At 42.5% G+C, this 18,305-nt stretch carries 14 protein-coding genes; 5 read left to right on the top strand and 9 right to left on the bottom strand.

The window, feature by feature from the left end:
* Positions 1 to 41: 41 nt before the first annotated feature.
* From I1A42_RS22065 to I1A42_RS22045, 5 genes are all read right to left on the bottom strand, one after another.
* On the bottom strand, positions 42 to 188 hold the full coding sequence (locus I1A42_RS22065) for a hypothetical protein (RefSeq protein WP_196125051.1): 147 nt from the start codon (positions 186 to 188) through the stop codon (positions 42 to 44).
* A gap of 115 nt (positions 189 to 303) precedes the next feature.
* Complete coding sequence (gene gnd / locus I1A42_RS22060; protein ID WP_161153204.1) at positions 304 to 1,752, bottom strand: decarboxylating NADP(+)-dependent phosphogluconate dehydrogenase; 1,449 nt, start codon at positions 1,750 to 1,752, stop codon at positions 304 to 306.
* Positions 1,753 to 1,764: 12 nt separating this feature from the next.
* Complete coding sequence (gene pgl / locus I1A42_RS22055; RefSeq protein WP_196125049.1) at positions 1,765 to 2,481, bottom strand: 6-phosphogluconolactonase; 717 nt, start codon at positions 2,479 to 2,481, stop codon at positions 1,765 to 1,767.
* On the bottom strand, positions 2,478 to 3,980 hold the full coding sequence (zwf, locus tag I1A42_RS22050; RefSeq protein WP_196125716.1) for a glucose-6-phosphate dehydrogenase: 1,503 nt from the start codon (positions 3,978 to 3,980) through the stop codon (positions 2,478 to 2,480). The genes pgl and zwf overlap by 4 nt, the downstream gene beginning before the upstream one ends.
* Before the next feature lie 496 nt (positions 3,981 to 4,476).
* Entirely contained in the window at positions 4,477 to 7,353 is a 2,877-nt protein-coding gene (locus I1A42_RS22045) for an HD domain-containing phosphohydrolase (protein WP_196125047.1), read from the bottom strand.
* Between the two features lie 318 nt (positions 7,354 to 7,671).
* Between I1A42_RS22045 and I1A42_RS22040 the strand changes: the two genes are divergently transcribed.
* Both I1A42_RS22040 and I1A42_RS22035 read left to right on the top strand, forming a co-directional pair.
* A complete protein-coding gene (locus tag I1A42_RS22040) occupies positions 7,672 to 8,427 on the top strand; it encodes a phosphatase (protein WP_196125045.1) in 756 nt (251 codons plus the stop codon).
* Positions 8,428 to 8,615: 188 nt separating this feature from the next.
* Positions 8,616 to 8,975, top strand: coding sequence for a cytochrome b562 (locus I1A42_RS22035; RefSeq protein WP_161153200.1), 360 nt, complete (start codon positions 8,616 to 8,618; stop codon positions 8,973 to 8,975).
* Between the two features lie 178 nt (positions 8,976 to 9,153).
* Here I1A42_RS22035 and gloA2 read toward each other — a convergent pair whose 3' ends face one another.
* The 3 genes from gloA2 to I1A42_RS22020 all read right to left on the bottom strand — a co-directional run bounded on the left by gloA2 (position 9,154) and on the right by I1A42_RS22020 (position 12,377).
* Positions 9,154 to 9,537 carry an SMU1112c/YaeR family gloxylase I-like metalloprotein gene (gene gloA2, locus I1A42_RS22030; RefSeq protein ID WP_161153199.1) on the bottom strand — a complete coding sequence of 128 codons (384 nt, stop codon included), beginning with the start codon at positions 9,535 to 9,537 and terminating at the stop codon, positions 9,154 to 9,156.
* Positions 9,530 to 10,471: a LysR family transcriptional regulator gene (locus I1A42_RS22025; RefSeq protein ID WP_161153198.1), complete on the bottom strand. Its 942-nt coding sequence runs from the start codon at positions 10,469 to 10,471 to the stop codon at positions 9,530 to 9,532. The genes gloA2 and I1A42_RS22025 overlap by 8 nt, the downstream gene beginning before the upstream one ends.
* 106 nt (positions 10,472 to 10,577) lie before the next feature.
* Positions 10,578 to 12,377, bottom strand: a complete 1,800-nt coding sequence (locus I1A42_RS22020; protein WP_196125043.1) for a sigma-54-dependent Fis family transcriptional regulator — start codon at positions 12,375 to 12,377, stop codon at positions 10,578 to 10,580.
* A 245-nt stretch (positions 12,378 to 12,622) separates the two neighbouring features.
* Here I1A42_RS22020 and exaC point away from each other — a divergent pair, with 245 nt between their 5' ends.
* Positions 12,623 to 14,143 carry an acetaldehyde dehydrogenase ExaC gene (exaC, locus tag I1A42_RS22015; RefSeq protein ID WP_161153196.1) on the top strand — a complete coding sequence of 507 codons (1,521 nt, stop codon included), beginning with the start codon at positions 12,623 to 12,625 and terminating at the stop codon, positions 14,141 to 14,143.
* Between the two features lie 60 nt (positions 14,144 to 14,203).
* Here exaC and I1A42_RS22010 read toward each other — a convergent pair whose 3' ends face one another.
* On the bottom strand, positions 14,204 to 15,088 hold the full coding sequence (locus I1A42_RS22010; protein WP_196125041.1) for a LysR family transcriptional regulator: 885 nt from the start codon (positions 15,086 to 15,088) through the stop codon (positions 14,204 to 14,206).
* Positions 15,089 to 15,214: 126 nt separating this feature from the next.
* Here I1A42_RS22010 and I1A42_RS22005 point away from each other — a divergent pair, with 126 nt between their 5' ends.
* Positions 15,215 to 16,849 (top strand): tannase/feruloyl esterase family alpha/beta hydrolase, encoded by a 1,635-nt coding sequence (locus tag I1A42_RS22005; RefSeq protein WP_196125039.1) that lies wholly within the window; start codon positions 15,215 to 15,217, stop codon positions 16,847 to 16,849.
* Positions 16,850 to 17,102: 253 nt separating this feature from the next.
* The gene (locus I1A42_RS22000; RefSeq protein ID WP_161153193.1) at positions 17,103 to 18,302 is read left to right on the top strand and encodes a glycine C-acetyltransferase; all 1,200 of its coding nucleotides are present in this window, start codon (positions 17,103 to 17,105) and stop codon (positions 18,300 to 18,302) included.
* The last annotated feature ends 3 nt before the right edge of the window (positions 18,303 to 18,305 follow it).

The following is an 18,305-nucleotide window of genomic DNA, read 5'->3' as shown; positions in this document are numbered from 1 at the left end:
GAGCACGCAAGTGCTCTTTTTTGATCAGTATAAAAGGTGGATTATAACCCACCTTCTTCCTGTGCCTGTTTCACCCATTGTTGGCGAAGAGTTTCCGTCTCGTGTGGCGTTTGTTCTTGTTGCTCATACGTTGGCAATTCCGTTGCAAGTACTTCAGGAGCTAAAGAATAGAAATGATTAAACGTCATGGACATCTCCTCTATGCGATACCGTATAGAAAATAGAGGATGCCAACAAAGTTGACATCCTCCTTTCGATGTATTTTTAAGGCGTAGTGCTAAGGTGGAAACCTTTACACTTTAATTATACGTCGTAAGTAGTAGACGCTGTATCGCCGCCTGTACCAGTCCAGTTAGTGTGGAAGAACTCACCACGTGGACGATCTAGACGTTCATAAGTGTGTGCGCCGAAGTAATCACGTTGAGCTTGAAGCAAGTTTGCTGGAAGACGAGCGGTTGTGTAACCGTCTAGGAAGCTCAATGCAGAAGTAGTACAAGGCATTGGAATGCCTACTTCTAGTGATTTCGCTGCTACTTTACGCCATGCTGCTTGACAGTTGTCTAGGATACCTTTGAAGTATTCATCAGAACCTAGGAATGCAAGATCTGGGTTGTTCGCAAATGCATCACGAATGTTGCCTAGGAATGCGCTGCGGATGATACAGCCACCACGCCACATTAGGGCTACGTTACCGTAGTTTAGGTCCCAGTTGTTTTCGTTTGATGCTTCACGCATTAGCATAAAGCCTTGCGCGTAAGAGATGATTTTTGATGCAAGTAGTGCTTGACGAAGTGCATCAACCCACTCTTGTTTGTCGCCTGATACTTTAGTGTCTTTAGTGCCAAATAGTTTTTCAGCTTCAACACGTTGGTCTTTCAGAGCAGATAGACAACGAGAGAATACAGACTCAGAGATCAACGTTAGTGGGATACCCATGTCTAGTGCGTTGATGCCTGTCCATTTACCGGTACCTTTTTGACCAGCAGTATCTAGGATGCTGTCTACAAGAGGTTGGCCTGCTTCATCTTTGTAACCAAGAATGTCTGCAGTGATTTCAACTAGGTAGCTGTCTAGTTCAGTTTTGTTCCAGTCAGCAAAAACAGCTTGCATCTCATCTGCGCTTAGGCCGAGACCATCTTTCATGAATTGGTACGCTTCAGTGATTAGCTGCATGTCACCGTATTCGATGCCATTGTGTACCATTTTAACGAAGTGACCAGCACCGTCGTTACCAACCCAATCACAACAAGGTTCGCCAGCATCAGTTTTTGCTGAGATGCCTTGGAAGATAGGTTTTACTGCTTCCCAAGCTTCAGGTGCGCCGCCAGGCATAATTGAAGGTCCGAAACGAGCACCTTCTTCACCACCTGAAACGCCAGTACCGATGAAGTGGATGCCTTTCTCGCGAAGAGCTGCCACACGACGGTTAGTGTCTGGGTAGTTAGTGTTACCACCATCAATGATGATGTCACCTTTATCTAGTAGGGGTACTAATTTTTCGATGAAAGTATCAACAACTGCGCCAGCGCGAACCATAAGCATCACTTTACGTGGTGTTTCTAGTTTCTCTACGAGTTCTTCTAACGTGTGTGCACCAATAACGTTAGTGCCTTTTGCTGCACCTTCTAAGAATTCATCAACTTTCGCAGCCGTACGGTTATGCGCTACCACTTTAAAACCGTGGTCGTTCATGTTTAGGATAAGGTTTTGACCCATTACTGCTAGGCCAATTACACCGATATCGCCTTTCATTTTATAATCTCCTCACGCAATTTTTGCTGCTGCATCAATATCTAAAAACCACTCCGTATCACCCGATTTCGATTGAATTTTCGCTGCCGGGTAAGGTAACTCTTCTGCTGGAGTAGTATGAATTTCGTAAACAATCTCTTGCTTGCCTGCACCTAGTACAAGGTAGCTAATACGTTTTGCCGCTTCCAATACTTTTGCTGTTTTTGACACGCGCAACTGACCAGACTCTGGGTGAGATGCCACCACAGAAAGGTTCTCATCAGCAAAGTCAGTTTTATTTGGGAACAGAGAGGCGGTGTGTCCATCAGGACCAACGCCTAATAAGATCCAATCAAAAACAGGGGTACCGTTTTCGCAAGGAATGACCTCGGCCATCTCTTGTGCAAAACGTTCTGCTTCTTGTTGTGGATTTTCTTCACCACGGATGCGGTGGATATTTTCTGCTGGGATGTCGATTTGGCTAAACAGCAAAGTGTTCGCTTCTCCGAAGTTACTTTCCGCATCATCTGGAGCCACACAACGCTCATCACCCCACCAAAAATGAAGATTATTCCATTGAATGGATTTTGCGTAAGTGTCAGTTGCTAAGAGTTTAAATAACATCTTTGGTGTGCTACCACCAGACAAAGAAATATGTACTGGGCGACCTTGTTCACTATACGCTTTAAGCGTGTCAGCTAAGTTTTCAACAACTTTATCAGCCGATTGAAAAATTTTTGGTTTTATCATAATTCGCAATAATCCGTATTTGTTAGGTTTTTACATGGGAAGCGCCAATCACGACCATCACGTTTAAGTAGATCATCGGATTCTTTAGGGCCCCATGTGCCGCAAGCATATCCATATAACGCTTGAGGATCTTGTTTGAAGTCTAAGATCGGTTGCACGAATTTCCAACATGCCTCTACAGCATCAGTACGCGCAAATAGCGTCGGATCACCATTTAAAGAATCGAGCAGTAAGCGTTCGTATGCGGTGAGCATCTGCGTTTCTTTGAGCGAGTCGTAGTGGAAGTCCATGGACACTTCTTTCGCATTAAAACCAGCACCAGGTTCTTTTAAGCCAAAGCTCATTAAGATACCTTCGTCAGGTTGGATACGTATCACCAATTTGTTCTCTGGAGCGTTTTTGCCAAAGACAGGGTGAGGAGTGCGTTTGAAGTGAATAACCGCTTCAGTCACACGAGTTGGTAATCGTTTGCCTGAACGTACGTAAAAAGGAACACCATTCCAACGCCAGTTGTTAATGAACATTTTCAGCGCCATGTAGGTCTCAGTACGAGAGTCATCAGCAACACCATGTTCATCTCGGTAGCTTTTTAGCGCCTGACCACGTACTTCTGATTCAGTGTACTGACCTAGTACTAAGTTATTGCGCAGGTCATCGTCTGAAAGTGGCTGTAAGCTTTGCAGCACTTTATTCACTTCATTACGAATTGAATTCGAATTGATGGCAGCTGGCGGTTCCATGGTCATCATGGCAAGCACTTGTAGCAAGTGGTTTTGGAACATATCGCGCACTGCACCTGATCCATCGTAATAACCACCACGTTCTTCTACGCCTAGGAACTCAGCCCCAGTGATTTCTACGTAGTCGATAAAGTTACGGTTCCAAAGTGGCTCGAACATGCCGTTAGCAAAACGGAATACTAGTAAGTTTTGTACGGTTTCTTTACCAAGGTAATGGTCGATACGATAAATTTGATGTTCTTCGAAGTGACGATGAATTTCGATATCGAGATCTTGCGCTGATTTTAAATCGTAACCGAATGGTTTTTCGATGATGATGCGTTTCCAACCATTGGATTCATCATTAAGGTTATGAGCAGCAAGACATCCAGGAATAACTCCATAAAGGCTAGGAGGAGTAGCAAGATAGAATAGGGTGTTGCGTTGCACAAAACCATATTGATCAGCAAGCTCTTCTAAGCGACCTGCGAGATGACTGTATTCATCGACATCTGAAGTGTTCAATGGCTGATAATGAAGATGTTCACAAAAAGCGTCTAACGTTTCTGGTTCGGTTTTCTCCAGCTCTTGCATAGAGCGTTTTAGCTTTTCACGATAGGTTTCGTCACTATACTCAGTGCGACTCACGCCGAGAATAGCAAAGGACTTTGGCAGTTGATTGCTGGCATACAAATGATACAAAGCCGGTATCAACTTACGGTATGTCAAGTCTCCCGAAGCACCGAAAATAACGATGCTGCTGTTTTCAGGTATTACCATCATCTTTCCCTTAAAAACGAGGTAGTTAGCATGCGCCCTAACCTAGCAGCGCAATACACAAATAGAAAGTAGGTATTCTCTATTAGTACTATAGAAAAAACCGATATACCCATCGATTAGGCATTGGCTGAATCAGATTCTGACCAAAAGAACTCCCAAACAAATCCCTTGTTTTGCATGGTCATATTGACAACAAAGACAAGCGTTATTCAAAACCGAGGGTATTTTAGCTCCTGAACGTAGAGCTAAACCAATCATACTCACTAACTGTTCGTATATGAACAAGTCATTTTACGCTGAGTATTAAGTCCAACTATTTTTTGTTACCAAAAATAAAATTAGACTTATCTCCGTATTGTCTACGACTATTTGATATACATCAACTCTTGATGATCACTTATGGTGCTTTTAGAGCAAATTTCTCGCGAATTGATCAAATTTTGGGAAAAATTATGGAGATTAAATGCCCCAAAATGGGGCGTTTCGTTTTGGGGTACTAATATTGAGCTTTAAGAAAATCTTTGACTTCTTTTATATGTGTCTGTTTGTTTATGTGATCACATTGTTCTTCATCGAGAAAGCTTGATGCATACTCGAGATAAATTTCATGCTCTAAGAACAGAAGATAAAGTTTGGGATCTAAATGGCCGGACATGGCCATTGTGGTCATGATGTTAAGTGATTCACTCAGGGTTTTGGCTTTTTTATAAGGTCTATCTGAAGAAGTGAGCGCTTCAAATACATCAGCGATAGCCATAATACGGGCTTCAACGGAGAGATGATCTTCATCTAAGCCTCGCGGATAACCCTTACCATCAACTCGTTCATGGTGATTACCTGCGATATCAGGAACACTTTTTAAATGAGGAGGATAGGGCAGTTTTTCCAACATAGTGATAGTTTGGACAATATGGTCATTGATGATAAACCGTTCCTCATCGGTTAAGGTTCCTGAGCGGACCGACAAATTATGCAATTCACCACGGTTATAACGAACATTTCCAGGCTTGAGTATAAAGTCATGTTGCCAAACATCTTGCGGACGATTGCCGTTTACCCAAGGAATCAAATGTACCGCTTTATCGCACAATAAAGGCTCCATTACTGGGGTCTGCTGTGCTTGTCCTGCCCTTGCTGCTTCTATCCAAGAAACACCTAATGTGTCATCCAGTGTACGCTGCCACTCTCTTTGCGCAATTTTGTTGAGGCGTTTCACATCGTCTTGAGACATGTTTTCACTGCCTAAATTGCATTTAGCGACAAAAGCGAACTCCTCATCTAACGTGTGCTGTGTCTGCTGCATTACCACACGTAATTGGGATTCTTCTCCACCTTGGGCTAATCCTTGCCAATAGTCGCATTCAGCCTGTTTTTTTAGTAATTCAAAGCGCATGCGAACCTCATGAATTCGATCATAAATAGTTTCCAATTTAGTCGCTTTATCAATGACGTATTCAGGCGTGGTTACTTTGCCGCAATCATGAAGCCATGCTGCAAGGTGAAGAGATTCCCATTGTGCTTTACTCATGGTGAAGTGAGGGAAATATTGTTTATCCTCTTCGATAGCATGAGCCATCATATTGGCAAGTTCGGGCACGCGTTGGCAATGTCCCCCTGTATAGGGGGATTTGGTATCAATAGAAGAGGCGATAAGCTCGACAAAAGCATTCAACATGTCTTTTTGTTGTTGAATTCTATCAATATTATCTTTTGCTATTTCTGCAAAACTGAGTAGTTCACGCAAAAAGGCGTGTTTGTCTTTTTGATCGTCACTGATGGCTCGTTCGTAACCAAGGTTGAGCACGCCGACTAATTGTCCTTCTCGATTCAGCAAAGGGAAAAGATAAATATCCGAGTTGTACATCTGATCGCGATATTTACGCAGCATATTGTCGTCGCGATTCACATGAACGGTGTTACCTTGTCGTAATTCCGCAAGTAACCACGGGGTATCTGCCAATAAGCGATTGAGATCGATCTTAAATGGAATAATTGCGTGATTTGTTACAACTGAGAATTCATTCTGACTATAGTCATAAACATACAAAATGATCGTTTCTGCTTTGGTGATCATGTAGCTTTTTTGTGCGATGGTTTTGGCCAATACGTCAAATTCATGATTCGAGGCCGTGTCACGTAATAAACGCAGCAAATCATAGAGAGTATGTTCCATTAACTGGATAGATTGGGTGAGGTTGCCCAACTCTTTAATCATGGTTTTTGGATAACGCGTCTTTTTGAAATCGAACCGAGCGATATTATCCGTAAGTTCTACAAGGTGTTTAAGTGGTCGGGCGATTCGTTGTGAAATGAACCAAACAAACCCAAAACAAACTAAGAGCAATATGATGGCGATAGTAATCTGTTTATCGCGCATTGAAATGAGATCTTTGAGTAAGTCTTTATGACGATCGGCTTCGGCAAGCCTTAATTGGACATGTTGACTGAGAAAAACCGGCGTTAACGTGACCGACCACTCTTCCGCTTCGAACTGCACATTTTCATAGATAGTATTGTTACTAATACGGTTGACCACTGAAGCGAAAACGCTGTTCGCTAAGTGTTTTTCTAACTGGGTATTATGTTCTTTAATATTGAGTGCTGTGTTGTGTTGCCCAAGTAAACTAAATTGATTATCAAAAAGTACCAGTTTGGAATGCTCAGTACCTTTCATCTTGTTTAAGCTGCTAGAAAGCGATTCTAGTGTAAAATCAGCACCAACCACATGACTGCCACTCATGGATGTTCTTGAGAGTGTGACGCCAAAGGTTTGCAGAAAATAGAAAAAATAGGGCTCTGTTAAACGAATTTCTCCATCCATTTGGGCACTGGTGTACCAAGGACGTTTGCGCGGATCAAATTGGTTATCCAAGGATTTTCTAAACCCCACTTCTTGCTGCTGAGAATTGAAAAAATACACATCATTGGTGCCATCAACTTTTGTGCGATTAACAAATAACGAAGCGGTGTCGGGGGCGTTAAATCGTTTCCGTTCCTGTTCAGTGAAAAGGGGACGAAGCATCGTAAAATCACCATTGTTCGCACCAAAATAGAGAGCGACGAGGTGAGGGTTGCGCTTAAACGTGGTTTCAATGGCTGAAAGCCAAAATGGTTTATCATAGATAGGTGATTCAGTTTCAACAAAGCGACTGTGAGCCATAAAATCCAGCGCCGAAAAAATCGGTGCTGTGGTCTTTTGAAACGCAGACTGTAATTTCTGACTGTTTTCTTCACTCACTGCCTTAGCGCTTCCCATCAGTAAATGCTGTGAATGTTGGTAACTAATAGTGATAAGCACAATGCCTATCAGGCTAGTAAGTACCAAAAATAAGCTACTAATGTGAATACTGAGTGAATAGCGATGTTTCTTCATAAAACAGTCCTAATGCGGCTAACGGCTTAAGTATTGTTCACGTGTGAAAGGTTGCAAAATGAATCACTGAAAAGGTGAAGAACACCGCTCTATGAGTGCAAGTTACAAGAAGTTACATCATTAACGCGTAGGTTTGACGAAAATTAAATTCAACAAGATGAATAAAGGCTCGCTGCAGTTTAAAGGTGAAAAAAGTGATGAAGCACCGAATTTTTGTACTATAAGTTAATGATATTTTTATGAATTATAATTGCTTTGATTGGTAACCGATGGCGACACTGATACACTTTATGTAATGCACTAGGAAGGATTCTAATAATGAAAATACTTGTCGATACACATACTCATACTTATGCGAGCGGACACGCTTACAGCACCTTAATTGAAAATGCTCGTAGTGCTAAAGAGAGTGGTTTAGCCATGTTTTGTACCACTGATCATGCTCATTCTATGCCTGGAGCACCGCATTTTTGGTTTTTTGTGAATCAAAAAATCTTGCCAAGATTTATTAAAGGGGTGGCTGTTATTCGTGGGGTTGAAGCCAATATTATGAACGAGGATGGCGATGTTGATATCCCCGAACAGGTCGACTCTCGTTTGGACTGGATGATAGGGAGTTTACATGAGCCCGTTGTGCATCCATCAACATTAGAACAACATACAACAATGTTAGTTAATGCCATCAAACAGGGGCGCATTGATGCGTTGGGGCATTTAGGAAATCCTCGTTTTGATTTCGATTTTGAGGCGGTGATTTCTTGTGCAGCAGAGCACAATGTGGCGATTGAAATTAATAACAGTAGTTTAGACGGGCATAGCCGTGTAGGTAGCAAAGAGCGCTGCTATCAAATTGCTGAGATTGCTAAAGCGAAAGGCGCGTACATTACTACAGGTAGCGACGCTCACTTTTGTCAGTACATTGGGGGGCTAGATACAGCAATTGAACTGATTGATACTGTTGGAATAAGTACTGATAAAGTAATAACTCATAATCCGCAACAATTTCTTAACTTTTTACGTCTACGCGGTCACGAAATTATCCCAGAATTTGACCTACACTTTATAGACAAATAATTTCATTGAAGTCTTATGTGTATGTAACTGTGACTTGCTGTTGTGAGATTTTACTCTTTTGAAAATCTCATATTGTGATCTTATTTGGGGATAATCACTCATGCGCATTGAGTATGCAGTGGTGCCAAAATAAAAACCTAAAAGCAATAAAGATGCAAAAGTCGAAAAATATTTGAAGGGGAAATGTGATGATAAAGTCGTTAGTTACCTTATCAATTGGTATTTTACTCAGCACTAGTGTGTTTGCTCATGGAGAGCTTGGGCGCACAATGAAGCAGATGAAATCAGCATTACAGCAAGCGTATCAAGCACAAACTGTTGATGATATGAAAGTGGCAATGGGTGATATGTCGAGTTTAGTGAAAGAAGCTAAACGGGATGAATACGAAGGCAAAAACCCGGCGCAGTTTTACCAAGGCTTACAAGATTTGACGACAGCAATTGATGGAATAAAAGTCAGCTTGAACAAAGGCGATTTAAATGATGCCAAATTGAAGCTTAATAAGATTGATGCACTGCGCAAAGAGTACCATAAAAAAACCAGATAGCTATATGCGCTTAATGACGAGCTATCGTTCTAAATAAAAAGAGTCTTGCGTAAGACTCTTTTTATCCCTCTGTATACTCAAGTCACCTCAAGATGCTGTTTCAGCGAGAATCTTTTCTCTCCTAGTCATACTCTGATTTGCAAATCGAATCATTCAATGTTGAAAATTGGCCACGATATTATTCTTCATACAACTCTAATGGCAATCCGTCGGGATCTTGGAAAAAAGTAAACGCTTTCCCTGTATAAGGGTCAATCCGAATGGGTTCTACGTCCACATTGAGAGATTCAAGGTGTAATTTTGCTGCCGCTACATCTTCTACCACGAAAGCGAGATGACGTAATCCACACGCTTCTGGGTGGCTAGGTCTGTCTGGTGGCGTGGGAAAAGAAAACAGTTCGATTTGGCCGCCATCAGGTAACGCCAGATCGAGCTTATACGAATCTCGCGGTTCGCGATAATTTTCGGAAATTACCTTGAGTCCAAGGATTTGCGTGTAGAAATTCTTTGAACGGGCGTAATCTTTACAGATAATGGCAGTGTGATGAATTCGTTTAAGCATGAATACTGTCCTTAGCTTGTAACTTCGGTTGTACGTGTTCAATGACAAAATCAATAAATACGCGCAAACGCGCTGGCATGTACTTTGTCTGAGGATATTGCATGGCGACAGCACCGTGATAGTTACTTTTTATCGTCCAATCCGGTAATACTTGTACCACGTCTCCACATGCTAAGAGATCTTGTACCACGAAATCGTGAAAAATACCGATACCCAACCCATGTTTTACCCCATTGAGGCGCATTTGTGACTGGTTAACAGCGTAACGGCCAGAGATCGCAACGGTATGAAATTCATCATCTTTTAAGAAGTCCCAAATATGATCTTTGGCATTTTCTGCTAAATAAAGGCAATCGTGCTCTCTGAGAGCGGTCGGATGCTGAGGGGTTCCTCGTTGAGCGAGGTATTCGGGGGCGGCGCACAGGACTAAATTTGTTTTACATAACTCTTTTAGCACTAAGTTTTCATCGGGTTTATCGGTGAGTTTGAAAGCGACATCTATACTGTGGCGGAACAGTTCAATATTGCCATCAGCAGCGCGCAGTTTCAGGTCAATGTGCGGATATTGCTGCAAAAACGGCACCACAAAGGGCTGCAATACCGAATTAAGAAACGCTTCCGGAGCCGCAACAGTGAGTGAACCTGTAGGTTCTCGATGATCACGACGTGACAATTCAACCGCTTGCTCTGCAGCATTAATCATCACTAAGCATTGATCATAAATCTGTTGACCCGCTTGTGTGATATGCAAAGTACGAGTAGAGCGTTCAAACAACTTTACGGAGAGTGCTTTCTCCAATCGAGTAATGAGTTTGCTCAGTGCTGAAGGGGTCACTCCTAGTTGTTTCGCCGCAGCAGTAAAGCTGCCTTCGTTAACAACAAGAATGAAACTGGCCAAATCTGGCAGGAGTGCAATGAGCTTTGTTTGTAACATGGCTTTGAACGTTGTTATCGACGCGGATAGAGCGTATTTAAAGGGGTCGAAACTTTCGCAGATAATGTACGCTAATACAATTGTCTCTATGTTAAGACGTGAGCTATTACTCTAAAATTCCAATCGCTCGTAACTTTCGATACAGCGTATTGCGGCTTATTCCCAAAGTTCTGGCAGTTTGGCTGATATTACCACTATGACTTTCAAAGGCGCTTAGTAAAGTGTCGTCTATATGATCTTTTAAGGTATGCTCTTGCTCTACATTGTCTTCGGGTTGAGGGGAGTGCTGGTGGGCGCTATTGGGATCATATTGTTTGTTGAGCTGTAAGCGTTGCTGTAAATCATCGGGGAGATACTGGCGTTTTAGTTGTGAGTGCTCACTCGCTAGTAGGCAAGCAACTTTCATCGTATTGTCCAATTCTCTAAGATTACCTGGCCATAGATATTGACTAAACAAAACGTGTAGGGCTGGACAAATGGTTTGGTGTTTTGGCGCGTATTTATGGTGAATGGCCCGAATGAGGGCAGATTTATCCTGACGATCTCTTAAAGGGGGTAAACGTAGAGTTAAACCATTTAAGCGATAATACAGATCTTGGCGGAATTTCCCCTGCTCGACCGCATGCTCTAATGGGCGGTGCGTTGCGGCAATAATCTGTATATCGACGGCATGTTCTTGAACGCATCCAACAGGTACAACGACCTTGTCTTGTAACACTTGCAGTAAACGAGTTTGTACTTCTAACGGCATATCGCCAATTTCATCGAGAAACAAAGTGCCTTGGTGAGCCGCGCGAATTTTTCCTGAATATCCTTTGTTGCTCGCACCAGTAAATGCGCCTGGCGCGTAACCAAATAATTCCGATTCGACCAGTTCTTTAGCAAGTGCGGAGCAGTTGACAGTAATTAACGGTTTATTGCGTCGTAAACTCGCTTGGTGGAGTGCTTTTATAAACTCTCCTTTGCCTGATCCGGTTTCACCTAGGAGTAAAATTGGGATATCGTGATCGATTAACTGGGTTGCCTGCTGCCAAGCTTTCTGGAGTGTTTCGTCTCCATAATGAAGCTTGGGTTCACAAGAAATATCCGGAACGATTTTTACTTGTTTTGGTGCTGGATGATTAATCGGTTTCGTTTCGTAAATAATGCGTTTGGGAATATGATCTAAAAGGTCTTGTAGATGTAACCCCGCCTCAAGAGGTTTGTCGATCAAGTGGGTCGCGATTTCGTTGTGTGCCATTATTTTCCCTTGGCTATCGGCAATAACAATACCTTGCCAGCCGCTATCAAGCATAGACTTGTCCATGGCTAAATCGATACGCGTGGATCCATCTGGTAGATGAGTGATCAGGTGGTTTTCGATAAGTTGAACCATGTTGTGGACGAGCACTTGAGTAGAAACATCGTGCTGCTGTTGTTCACTGGTGATATCAAGTACACCAAGCAGATTGCCTTGGTAGTCAAAAATAGGGCTGGCGGAGCAGCTAATAAACTGGTGTTGACGAATAAAATGTTGTTCGCCAATCACTGAGATAGGTTTGGTTTCGATTAACGCAGTACCAATCGCATTGGTACCTTTTACTTTTTCTTGCCAACATGAACCTGGTTCTAACGCTATTTGCAGTAATCGTTCACGAAACTTAGGTTGTCCCCAAGTCGCTAAAATGATGCCTTCCTGATCGGTTAAAATGAGTCGACTATCGCTATGTGCGTACATTTGTTCAAATAGTGGTAATACCCGCTGATTGATCGCATCGATCATGGCTGTTGCCCGCCATTTACGTTCTTTTAACTCGTAATTTGGCAAACGAATATGTTCAGGTAAACGACGCTGCTTTAATCCCGCTTGCTCGCTTCTTCCCCAAGAGGTTATTAACCAATCTTTGTTAACCGGTTGAATTTGCATAATTGTTCCATCACTTCACACCCACACTGTTCCATTTTGTTACAGCTGAACAGTCGTTGGCAGATTCTGTTCGCTTATCAGAGCATTGTGTTGGTTATTTTAATTATTTGTTAATCATAGTTTTACATTTCATTAACAACAAGGGGCGGGTTTATGGCGTGTGATTTGCGTAGTTAATTTTGAAACTGCTGCAAAAAAGCACAGGTTAGTCCAAAAAATAAATGAGAAAGTAGAAGGGAATAATTATGATTTATGCTCAACCTGGATCTGCCAAAGCCATATTTAATTTCGAATCTCATTACGATAACTTTATCGGAGGTCAGTGGGTAAAACCTGTTTCTGGAGAATATTTTGATGATATTTCACCTGTTAACGGTAAAGCCTTTTGCAAAGTAGCGCGTTCCGGTGCTGCTGATATTGAGCTGGCATTAGACGCGGCCCATGAAGCGCGCACTACATGGGCAAAGACGAGTGTGGCTGAACGCTCGAATCTGCTATTGAAAATTGCTGACCGATTGGAACAAAACCTTGAAACATTAGCCTATGTAGAAACATGGGAAAATGGTAAACCAATTCGGGAAACTCTAGCGGCCGACCTACCGTTAGTCGTGGATCATTTCCGTTATTTCGCGGGATGTATTCGTGCACAAGAGGGCAGTATCGGGGAAATTGACGAGAAAACCACAGCCTATCATTTCCACGAGCCAATTGGGGTTGTTGGACAAATCATTCCTTGGAATTTTCCGATGTTAATGGCGGCTTGGAAATTGGCCCCCGCTTTAGCTGCTGGATGCTGCGTTGTTATGAAGCCTGCCGAGCAAACCCCTGTTTCTATTTTGGTGCTAATGGACACCATTAGCGATTTATTGCCAGCGGGAGTGATTAATATTGTCAATGGCTTCGGGAGTGAAGCGGGGCAAGCATTAGCGACAAGCCATCGTATCAACAAATTGGCGTTCACAGGATCCACTTCTGTGGGGAATCACATTTTAAAATGTGCCGCCGATAGTTTAATTCCGTCCACGGTGGAGTTAGGTGGTAAATCACCGAATATCTATTTTGCTGATGTATTCGAACATGAAGATGCGTATTTAGAAAAATGTATTGAAGGCACATTATTAGGCTTCTTTAATCAAGGAGAAGTGTGTACTTGTCCATCACGAGTGTTAGTTCAAGAATCTATTTACGATAAATTTGTAACCAAACTCACTGAGCGTGCCAAATTAATCAAACAAGGTAACCCCCTTGATAGCGATATCCAAGTAGGGGCACAAGCATCACAAGAGCAATACGAAAAAATTCTCAGCTATTTAGAAATAGGGCGCAATGAAGGAGCGAAAGTGCTGTTTGGAGGTGATTTATCTAAACAGTCTGGCGATATCAGTGATGGTTATTATGTGCAGCCAACCATGTTAGCAGGACACAATAAAATGCGCGTGTTCCAAGAAGAAATCTTTGGGCCAGTGATTGCGATTACTACCTTCAAAGATGAAGCTGAAGCACTAGCGATTGCTAACGATACAGAATATGGTTTAGGTGCTGGTGTCTGGACACGAGATGCCAACTTAGCGTACCGCATGGGGCGTGGTATTGAAGCTGGTCGGGTATGGATCAACTGCTATCACATGTATCCAGCTCATGCCGCATTTGGTGGTTATAAGAAATCGGGTATTGGCCGTGAAACGCACAAAATGATGCTAAGTCACTATCAAAACACCAAAAATTTACTGATCAGTTATGATGTTAACCCGCTTGGTTTCTTCTAGGTATTATCCTTGATACCACTGGTGAAACGATGAAAAATGGTGACCTTATAGGTCACCATTTTATTCGTTAATAAGTGATTCTCTATTTTGGCATACCTGAAAAATGACCTGTTTAAGGAATGCCGAGGCTGGGCCGCAAATTCCATTATCACCCGCGATTAAATAGAGCGGTATAATGCTTTTAAACCTATCTTCTAGTTGTAACAATGCCATCGTTTTTTGCTCAAGATCTTGTCGGATGACTTCCATAGGTAACCACCCATAGGCCAAGCGATTTCTCACTGCTGAAGCGGCCGCTTCTAACGTATTAACCAACCAGTATTCTCCTTTTCTCATCGGTTCATTCCCTTGTATTTGATGAGAATTTTGAAAGCGAACGCTGACGTGATGAGATAATTCCTGGCGATGAATCGGTTGGTGATTAAATATCGGATGATTAGGGTGAGCGACAGGATAAAGCTCGATATCGATGATTTTATCTCCCGACACTAAGCCATTAGTCGAGGTGCAAATCGCCATATCGAATTGCACATGTTCTGAGGGACTTAAGCGAATCATGTCATACAGTTCGACTCGCGTATTGGGATACTGTTGATTAAATAAATGAATCGCTTTAAACAGTAATTGACGGGGAAAAATGGAATCAACTAACAAACAGATCCGTGACTCGACACCGGAAGCTAACATGTTGGCGACCGATTCAATACGGCCGAATTCCTTCAATACTGGTGCTATTTCTTCTCTTAGCCTTTCCCCTTCAGCCGTTAGCCTCATCTTTCTACCATTTTGAATAAATAGCTTAAGCCCTAATTGTTCTTGTAGCTTACTAATCGAGTAACTAATTGAAGATTGGCTGCGATGTAGTTTTTCCGCTGCAGCATTAAATCCCCCAGTTTCAATAATGGTGGTAAACACTAACCATTGATCAATTGACGTCTTATACACGAGTAACCTATCGAATTTTTAGATAAGAAGAGGGTAAATTATGCGGTTTTTAATTTCATAATCAAATGGTAAATTCTTTCACTCTCATAGATTTGCTTTCTTCCTGTTGTTCAATGGATAACTATAATGAATAAATCGATTAAGATACTTGTCGGCCTAGGTTCCTTGGCTGCCGTTCCGAGTTGCGCTTTTGCCGTTACGGCTGAGCAAGCTTGTACAGCCATGTCACAGATGTCATTAACTCATGTTCATATACAAAAAACAGAGTGGGTAAAAGCCGGACACGCGGCAAAAGATAAAATGTCGGCGCTAACGGGAGCAAGTGCGGCGGGGAATGCACTACCCGCGCATTGTCGGATCAATGGTGCGATTAATGAACGTATTGGTGCTGATGGTAAAAAGTACGCTATTCAGTTTGAATTAAGAATGCCAACGAATTGGCACGGGGAATTCTTATTTCAAGGTGGCGGTGGCTTAGATGGCTTTGTTGCAAACGCGGTGGGGAGTATTCCTGTTCATGGGGCAACTGCCGCTCCGGCATTACAACGAGGCTTTGCTGTGGTCTCGATGGATGGAGGACATGAAGGCCGTAATGCTGAGTTCGCTCATGATCAACAAGCGCGTTTAGATTATGCCTATCAAGCAGTTGGTAAGGTGACTTCAACAGCGAAGCAATTGATTCGTCATTATTACAACGAAAAAATCACCCACTCTTATTTTATGGGATGCTCAAATGGTGGTCGTGAGGCCATGATTGCAGCAGAACGATACCCGACTGAATTTAACGGTATTATCGCCGGCGATCCTGGTTTTCGTTTAAGCCATGCTGCGATTGGTGAAGTATGGGATACCCAGATCCTTTCTTCAATCGCGCCAAAAGATAAACAGGGTAAACCGATTCTATCGCAAGCGTTTTCTCAAGCTGAATTAAACATGGTAAGTAAAGCGATTGTGCAGGAGTGTGACGGTAAAGATGGCTTAAAAGACGGGATTATTAATAACTATCCTGCTTGTCATTTCAATCCAGTAGAGTTGCAATGTAAAAACGGTGAGGTAGAACACTGCTTGTCGAAAAACAAAGTTGATGCTCTTAATAAAGTATTTGCTGGGGCAAAAAATAGCCAAGGCAATACGCTGTATTCAAGTTGGCCATTTGATACCGGAATCGCTTCAAAAGGTTGGCGTTTATGGAAGTTGGGGAACTCCAACGACGCTAACAAACCCAATGCGCTGAACATTGTGCTTGGTCGCGATTCTTTGGTTAATTACTACATGACGCCACCTAATCCAAACTTTGACCTCATGAAGTTTGATTTTGATAAAGATCCCGCTCGTATCGCCGAAACTTCAGCGATTAACGACGCGAACGCTACTTACCTCAATACATTCAAGAGTAATGGTGGTAAGATATTGATTTACCAAGGTATATCCGATCCAGTCTTCTCTGCCGATGACATCAAGGATTGGTACAATCAAGTGGAACAACATACATCGAACGGTAATAAAACTGAGCAACGTCAGTGGGCGAGATTGTTTATGGTTCCTGGCATGACACACTGTGGTGACGGTCCTGGGTTGGATAACTTTGACCCATTGACGGTGATGCAACATTGGGTTGAAAACGGCCAAGCTCCTGAGCGTATTATTGCTCAAGGCAAAGCTTTTCCAGGTAAAAAACAACCATTATGTGTTTATCCGAAAATCGCGTTTTACAAAGGGCAAGGTGATGTAAATAACGCTGATTCATTCGAATGCCATTAATAAATTAAAATTTTATCAGCCAAGATCCGCTGCCTGCTGATATCTATACCGCTAACTATTTGGTTAGCGGTTTTTTTTTGATTCAAGTTTATTTGTGCCTCATATTCATAAATATTTTTCCAAGCGAGCGGATAATCCGATTATCAAGCTTGGATTAAACTTAGCAGATAAGGATGTCAGACGGTTGAAATATCGGCTTCTAGTTTAGGTTGATGACTCTGACACTCAATTGAATTAAGAGAAGGAAAACGCAATGTCGTCTGCTTTTTATCAGCAAATACGTAATCAGATCGAGGAAGTAAAAGCCGAAGGTCTTTATAAATCAGAACGTATTATTACATCTCAACAACAAGCGGCCGTTAAAATTTCGTCTGGTGAAGAAGTATTAAACTTTTGTGCCAATAACTATCTTGGTCTAGCAAACCATCCAGCCCTTATTGAAGCTGCTAAAGGTGGTATGGATGAGCACGGTTTTGGTATGGCTTCTGTACGCTTTATCTGTGGTACACAAGATGCTCATAAACAACTGGAACAAAAACTTTCTCAATTTTTGGGTAAAGAAGATACGATTCTTTACTCCTCATGTTTCGATGCCAATACCGGTTTGTTTGAAACTATTTTAGATGACCAAGATGCCATTATTTCCGATGCACTAAACCACGCCTCCATCATTGATGGTGTCCGACTATGTAAGGCGAAGCGTTTTCGTTATGCCAACAATAATATGGTTGAGTTAGAGCAGCAGTTGATCGCTGCTGATCAAGCGGGTGTCCGTAATAAATTAATCGTCACTGATGGTGTTTTTTCAATGGATGGCGTGGTCGCCAATCTTCCTGCTATTTGCGATCTTGCTGACAAATACAATGCACTCGTCATGGTTGATGATTCCCATGCGGTAGGGTTTATGGGAGCAAACGGCCGAGGTACACATGAATATCATGATGTTATTGATCGTATCGACATCATCACTGGCACCTTAGGCAAAGCGATGGGCGGGGCATCTGGTGGCTACACTGCTGGTAAAAAAGAGGTCATTGACTGGCTACGTCAACGCTCTCGACCATACCTATTCTCGAACTCTGTTGCTCCTGCCATTATTTCTGCATCACTACGTGTTTTAGACCTTCTGCAAGAAAGCGGCGATCTGCGCGCTCAATTGTGGGATAACGCAGCGCATTTCCGTGCACGCATGACAGAGGCTGGGTTTACTCTGGCGGGCGCTGATCACGCTATTATTCCAATTATGCTTGGCGATGCAAAGATAGCGGCTGAATTTGCAGAACGCGCGCTTGCCAAAGGCATTTATGTGATTGGTTTCTCTTTCCCAGTAGTGCCAAAAGGTCAAGCACGTATTCGTACACAAATGTCTGCGGCGCATAGCCGTGAACAGTTAGATCAAGCCATCGATGCGTTCATCGAAGTGGGTAAAGATATGGGTATCATTAAAGGTTAATGG

The organism is Vibrio nitrifigilis (assembly GCF_015686695.1).
GTDB classification, from domain to species: Bacteria; Pseudomonadota; Gammaproteobacteria; order Enterobacterales; family Vibrionaceae; genus Vibrio; species Vibrio nitrifigilis.
The sequence above is the reverse complement of the archived record's forward strand: the minus strand, read 5'-3'. Positions and strand labels throughout refer to the sequence as shown.

Bases quoted from the DNA above. Each gene is read 5' to 3' on its own strand.
- zwf (WP_196125716.1), bottom strand. From the start codon at position 3,980: ATGGTAATACCTGAAAACAGCAGCATCGTTATTTTCGGTGCTTCGGGA.
- pgl (WP_196125049.1), bottom strand. From the start codon at position 2,481: ATGATAAAACCAAAAATTTTTCAATCGGCTGATAAAGTTGTTGAAAAC.
- I1A42_RS22035 (WP_161153200.1), top strand. From the start codon at position 8,616: ATGATAAAGTCGTTAGTTACCTTATCAATTGGTATTTTACTCAGCACT.
- gnd (WP_161153204.1), bottom strand. From the start codon at position 1,752: ATGAAAGGCGATATCGGTGTAATTGGCCTAGCAGTAATGGGTCAAAAC.
- I1A42_RS22040 (WP_196125045.1), top strand. From the start codon at position 7,672: ATGAAAATACTTGTCGATACACATACTCATACTTATGCGAGCGGACAC.
- I1A42_RS22065 (WP_196125051.1), bottom strand. From the start codon at position 188: ATGACGTTTAATCATTTCTATTCTTTAGCTCCTGAAGTACTTGCAACG.
- exaC (WP_161153196.1), top strand. From the start codon at position 12,623: ATGATTTATGCTCAACCTGGATCTGCCAAAGCCATATTTAATTTCGAA.
- I1A42_RS22020 (WP_196125043.1), bottom strand. From the start codon at position 12,377: ATGCAAATTCAACCGGTTAACAAAGATTGGTTAATAACCTCTTGGGGA.
- I1A42_RS22000 (WP_161153193.1), top strand. From the start codon at position 17,103: ATGTCGTCTGCTTTTTATCAGCAAATACGTAATCAGATCGAGGAAGTA.
- I1A42_RS22025 (WP_161153198.1), bottom strand. From the start codon at position 10,471: ATGTTACAAACAAAGCTCATTGCACTCCTGCCAGATTTGGCCAGTTTC.
- I1A42_RS22005 (WP_196125039.1), top strand. From the start codon at position 15,215: ATGAATAAATCGATTAAGATACTTGTCGGCCTAGGTTCCTTGGCTGCC.
- I1A42_RS22045 (WP_196125047.1), bottom strand. From the start codon at position 7,353: ATGAAGAAACATCGCTATTCACTCAGTATTCACATTAGTAGCTTATTT.
- gloA2 (WP_161153199.1), bottom strand. From the start codon at position 9,537: ATGCTTAAACGAATTCATCACACTGCCATTATCTGTAAAGATTACGCC.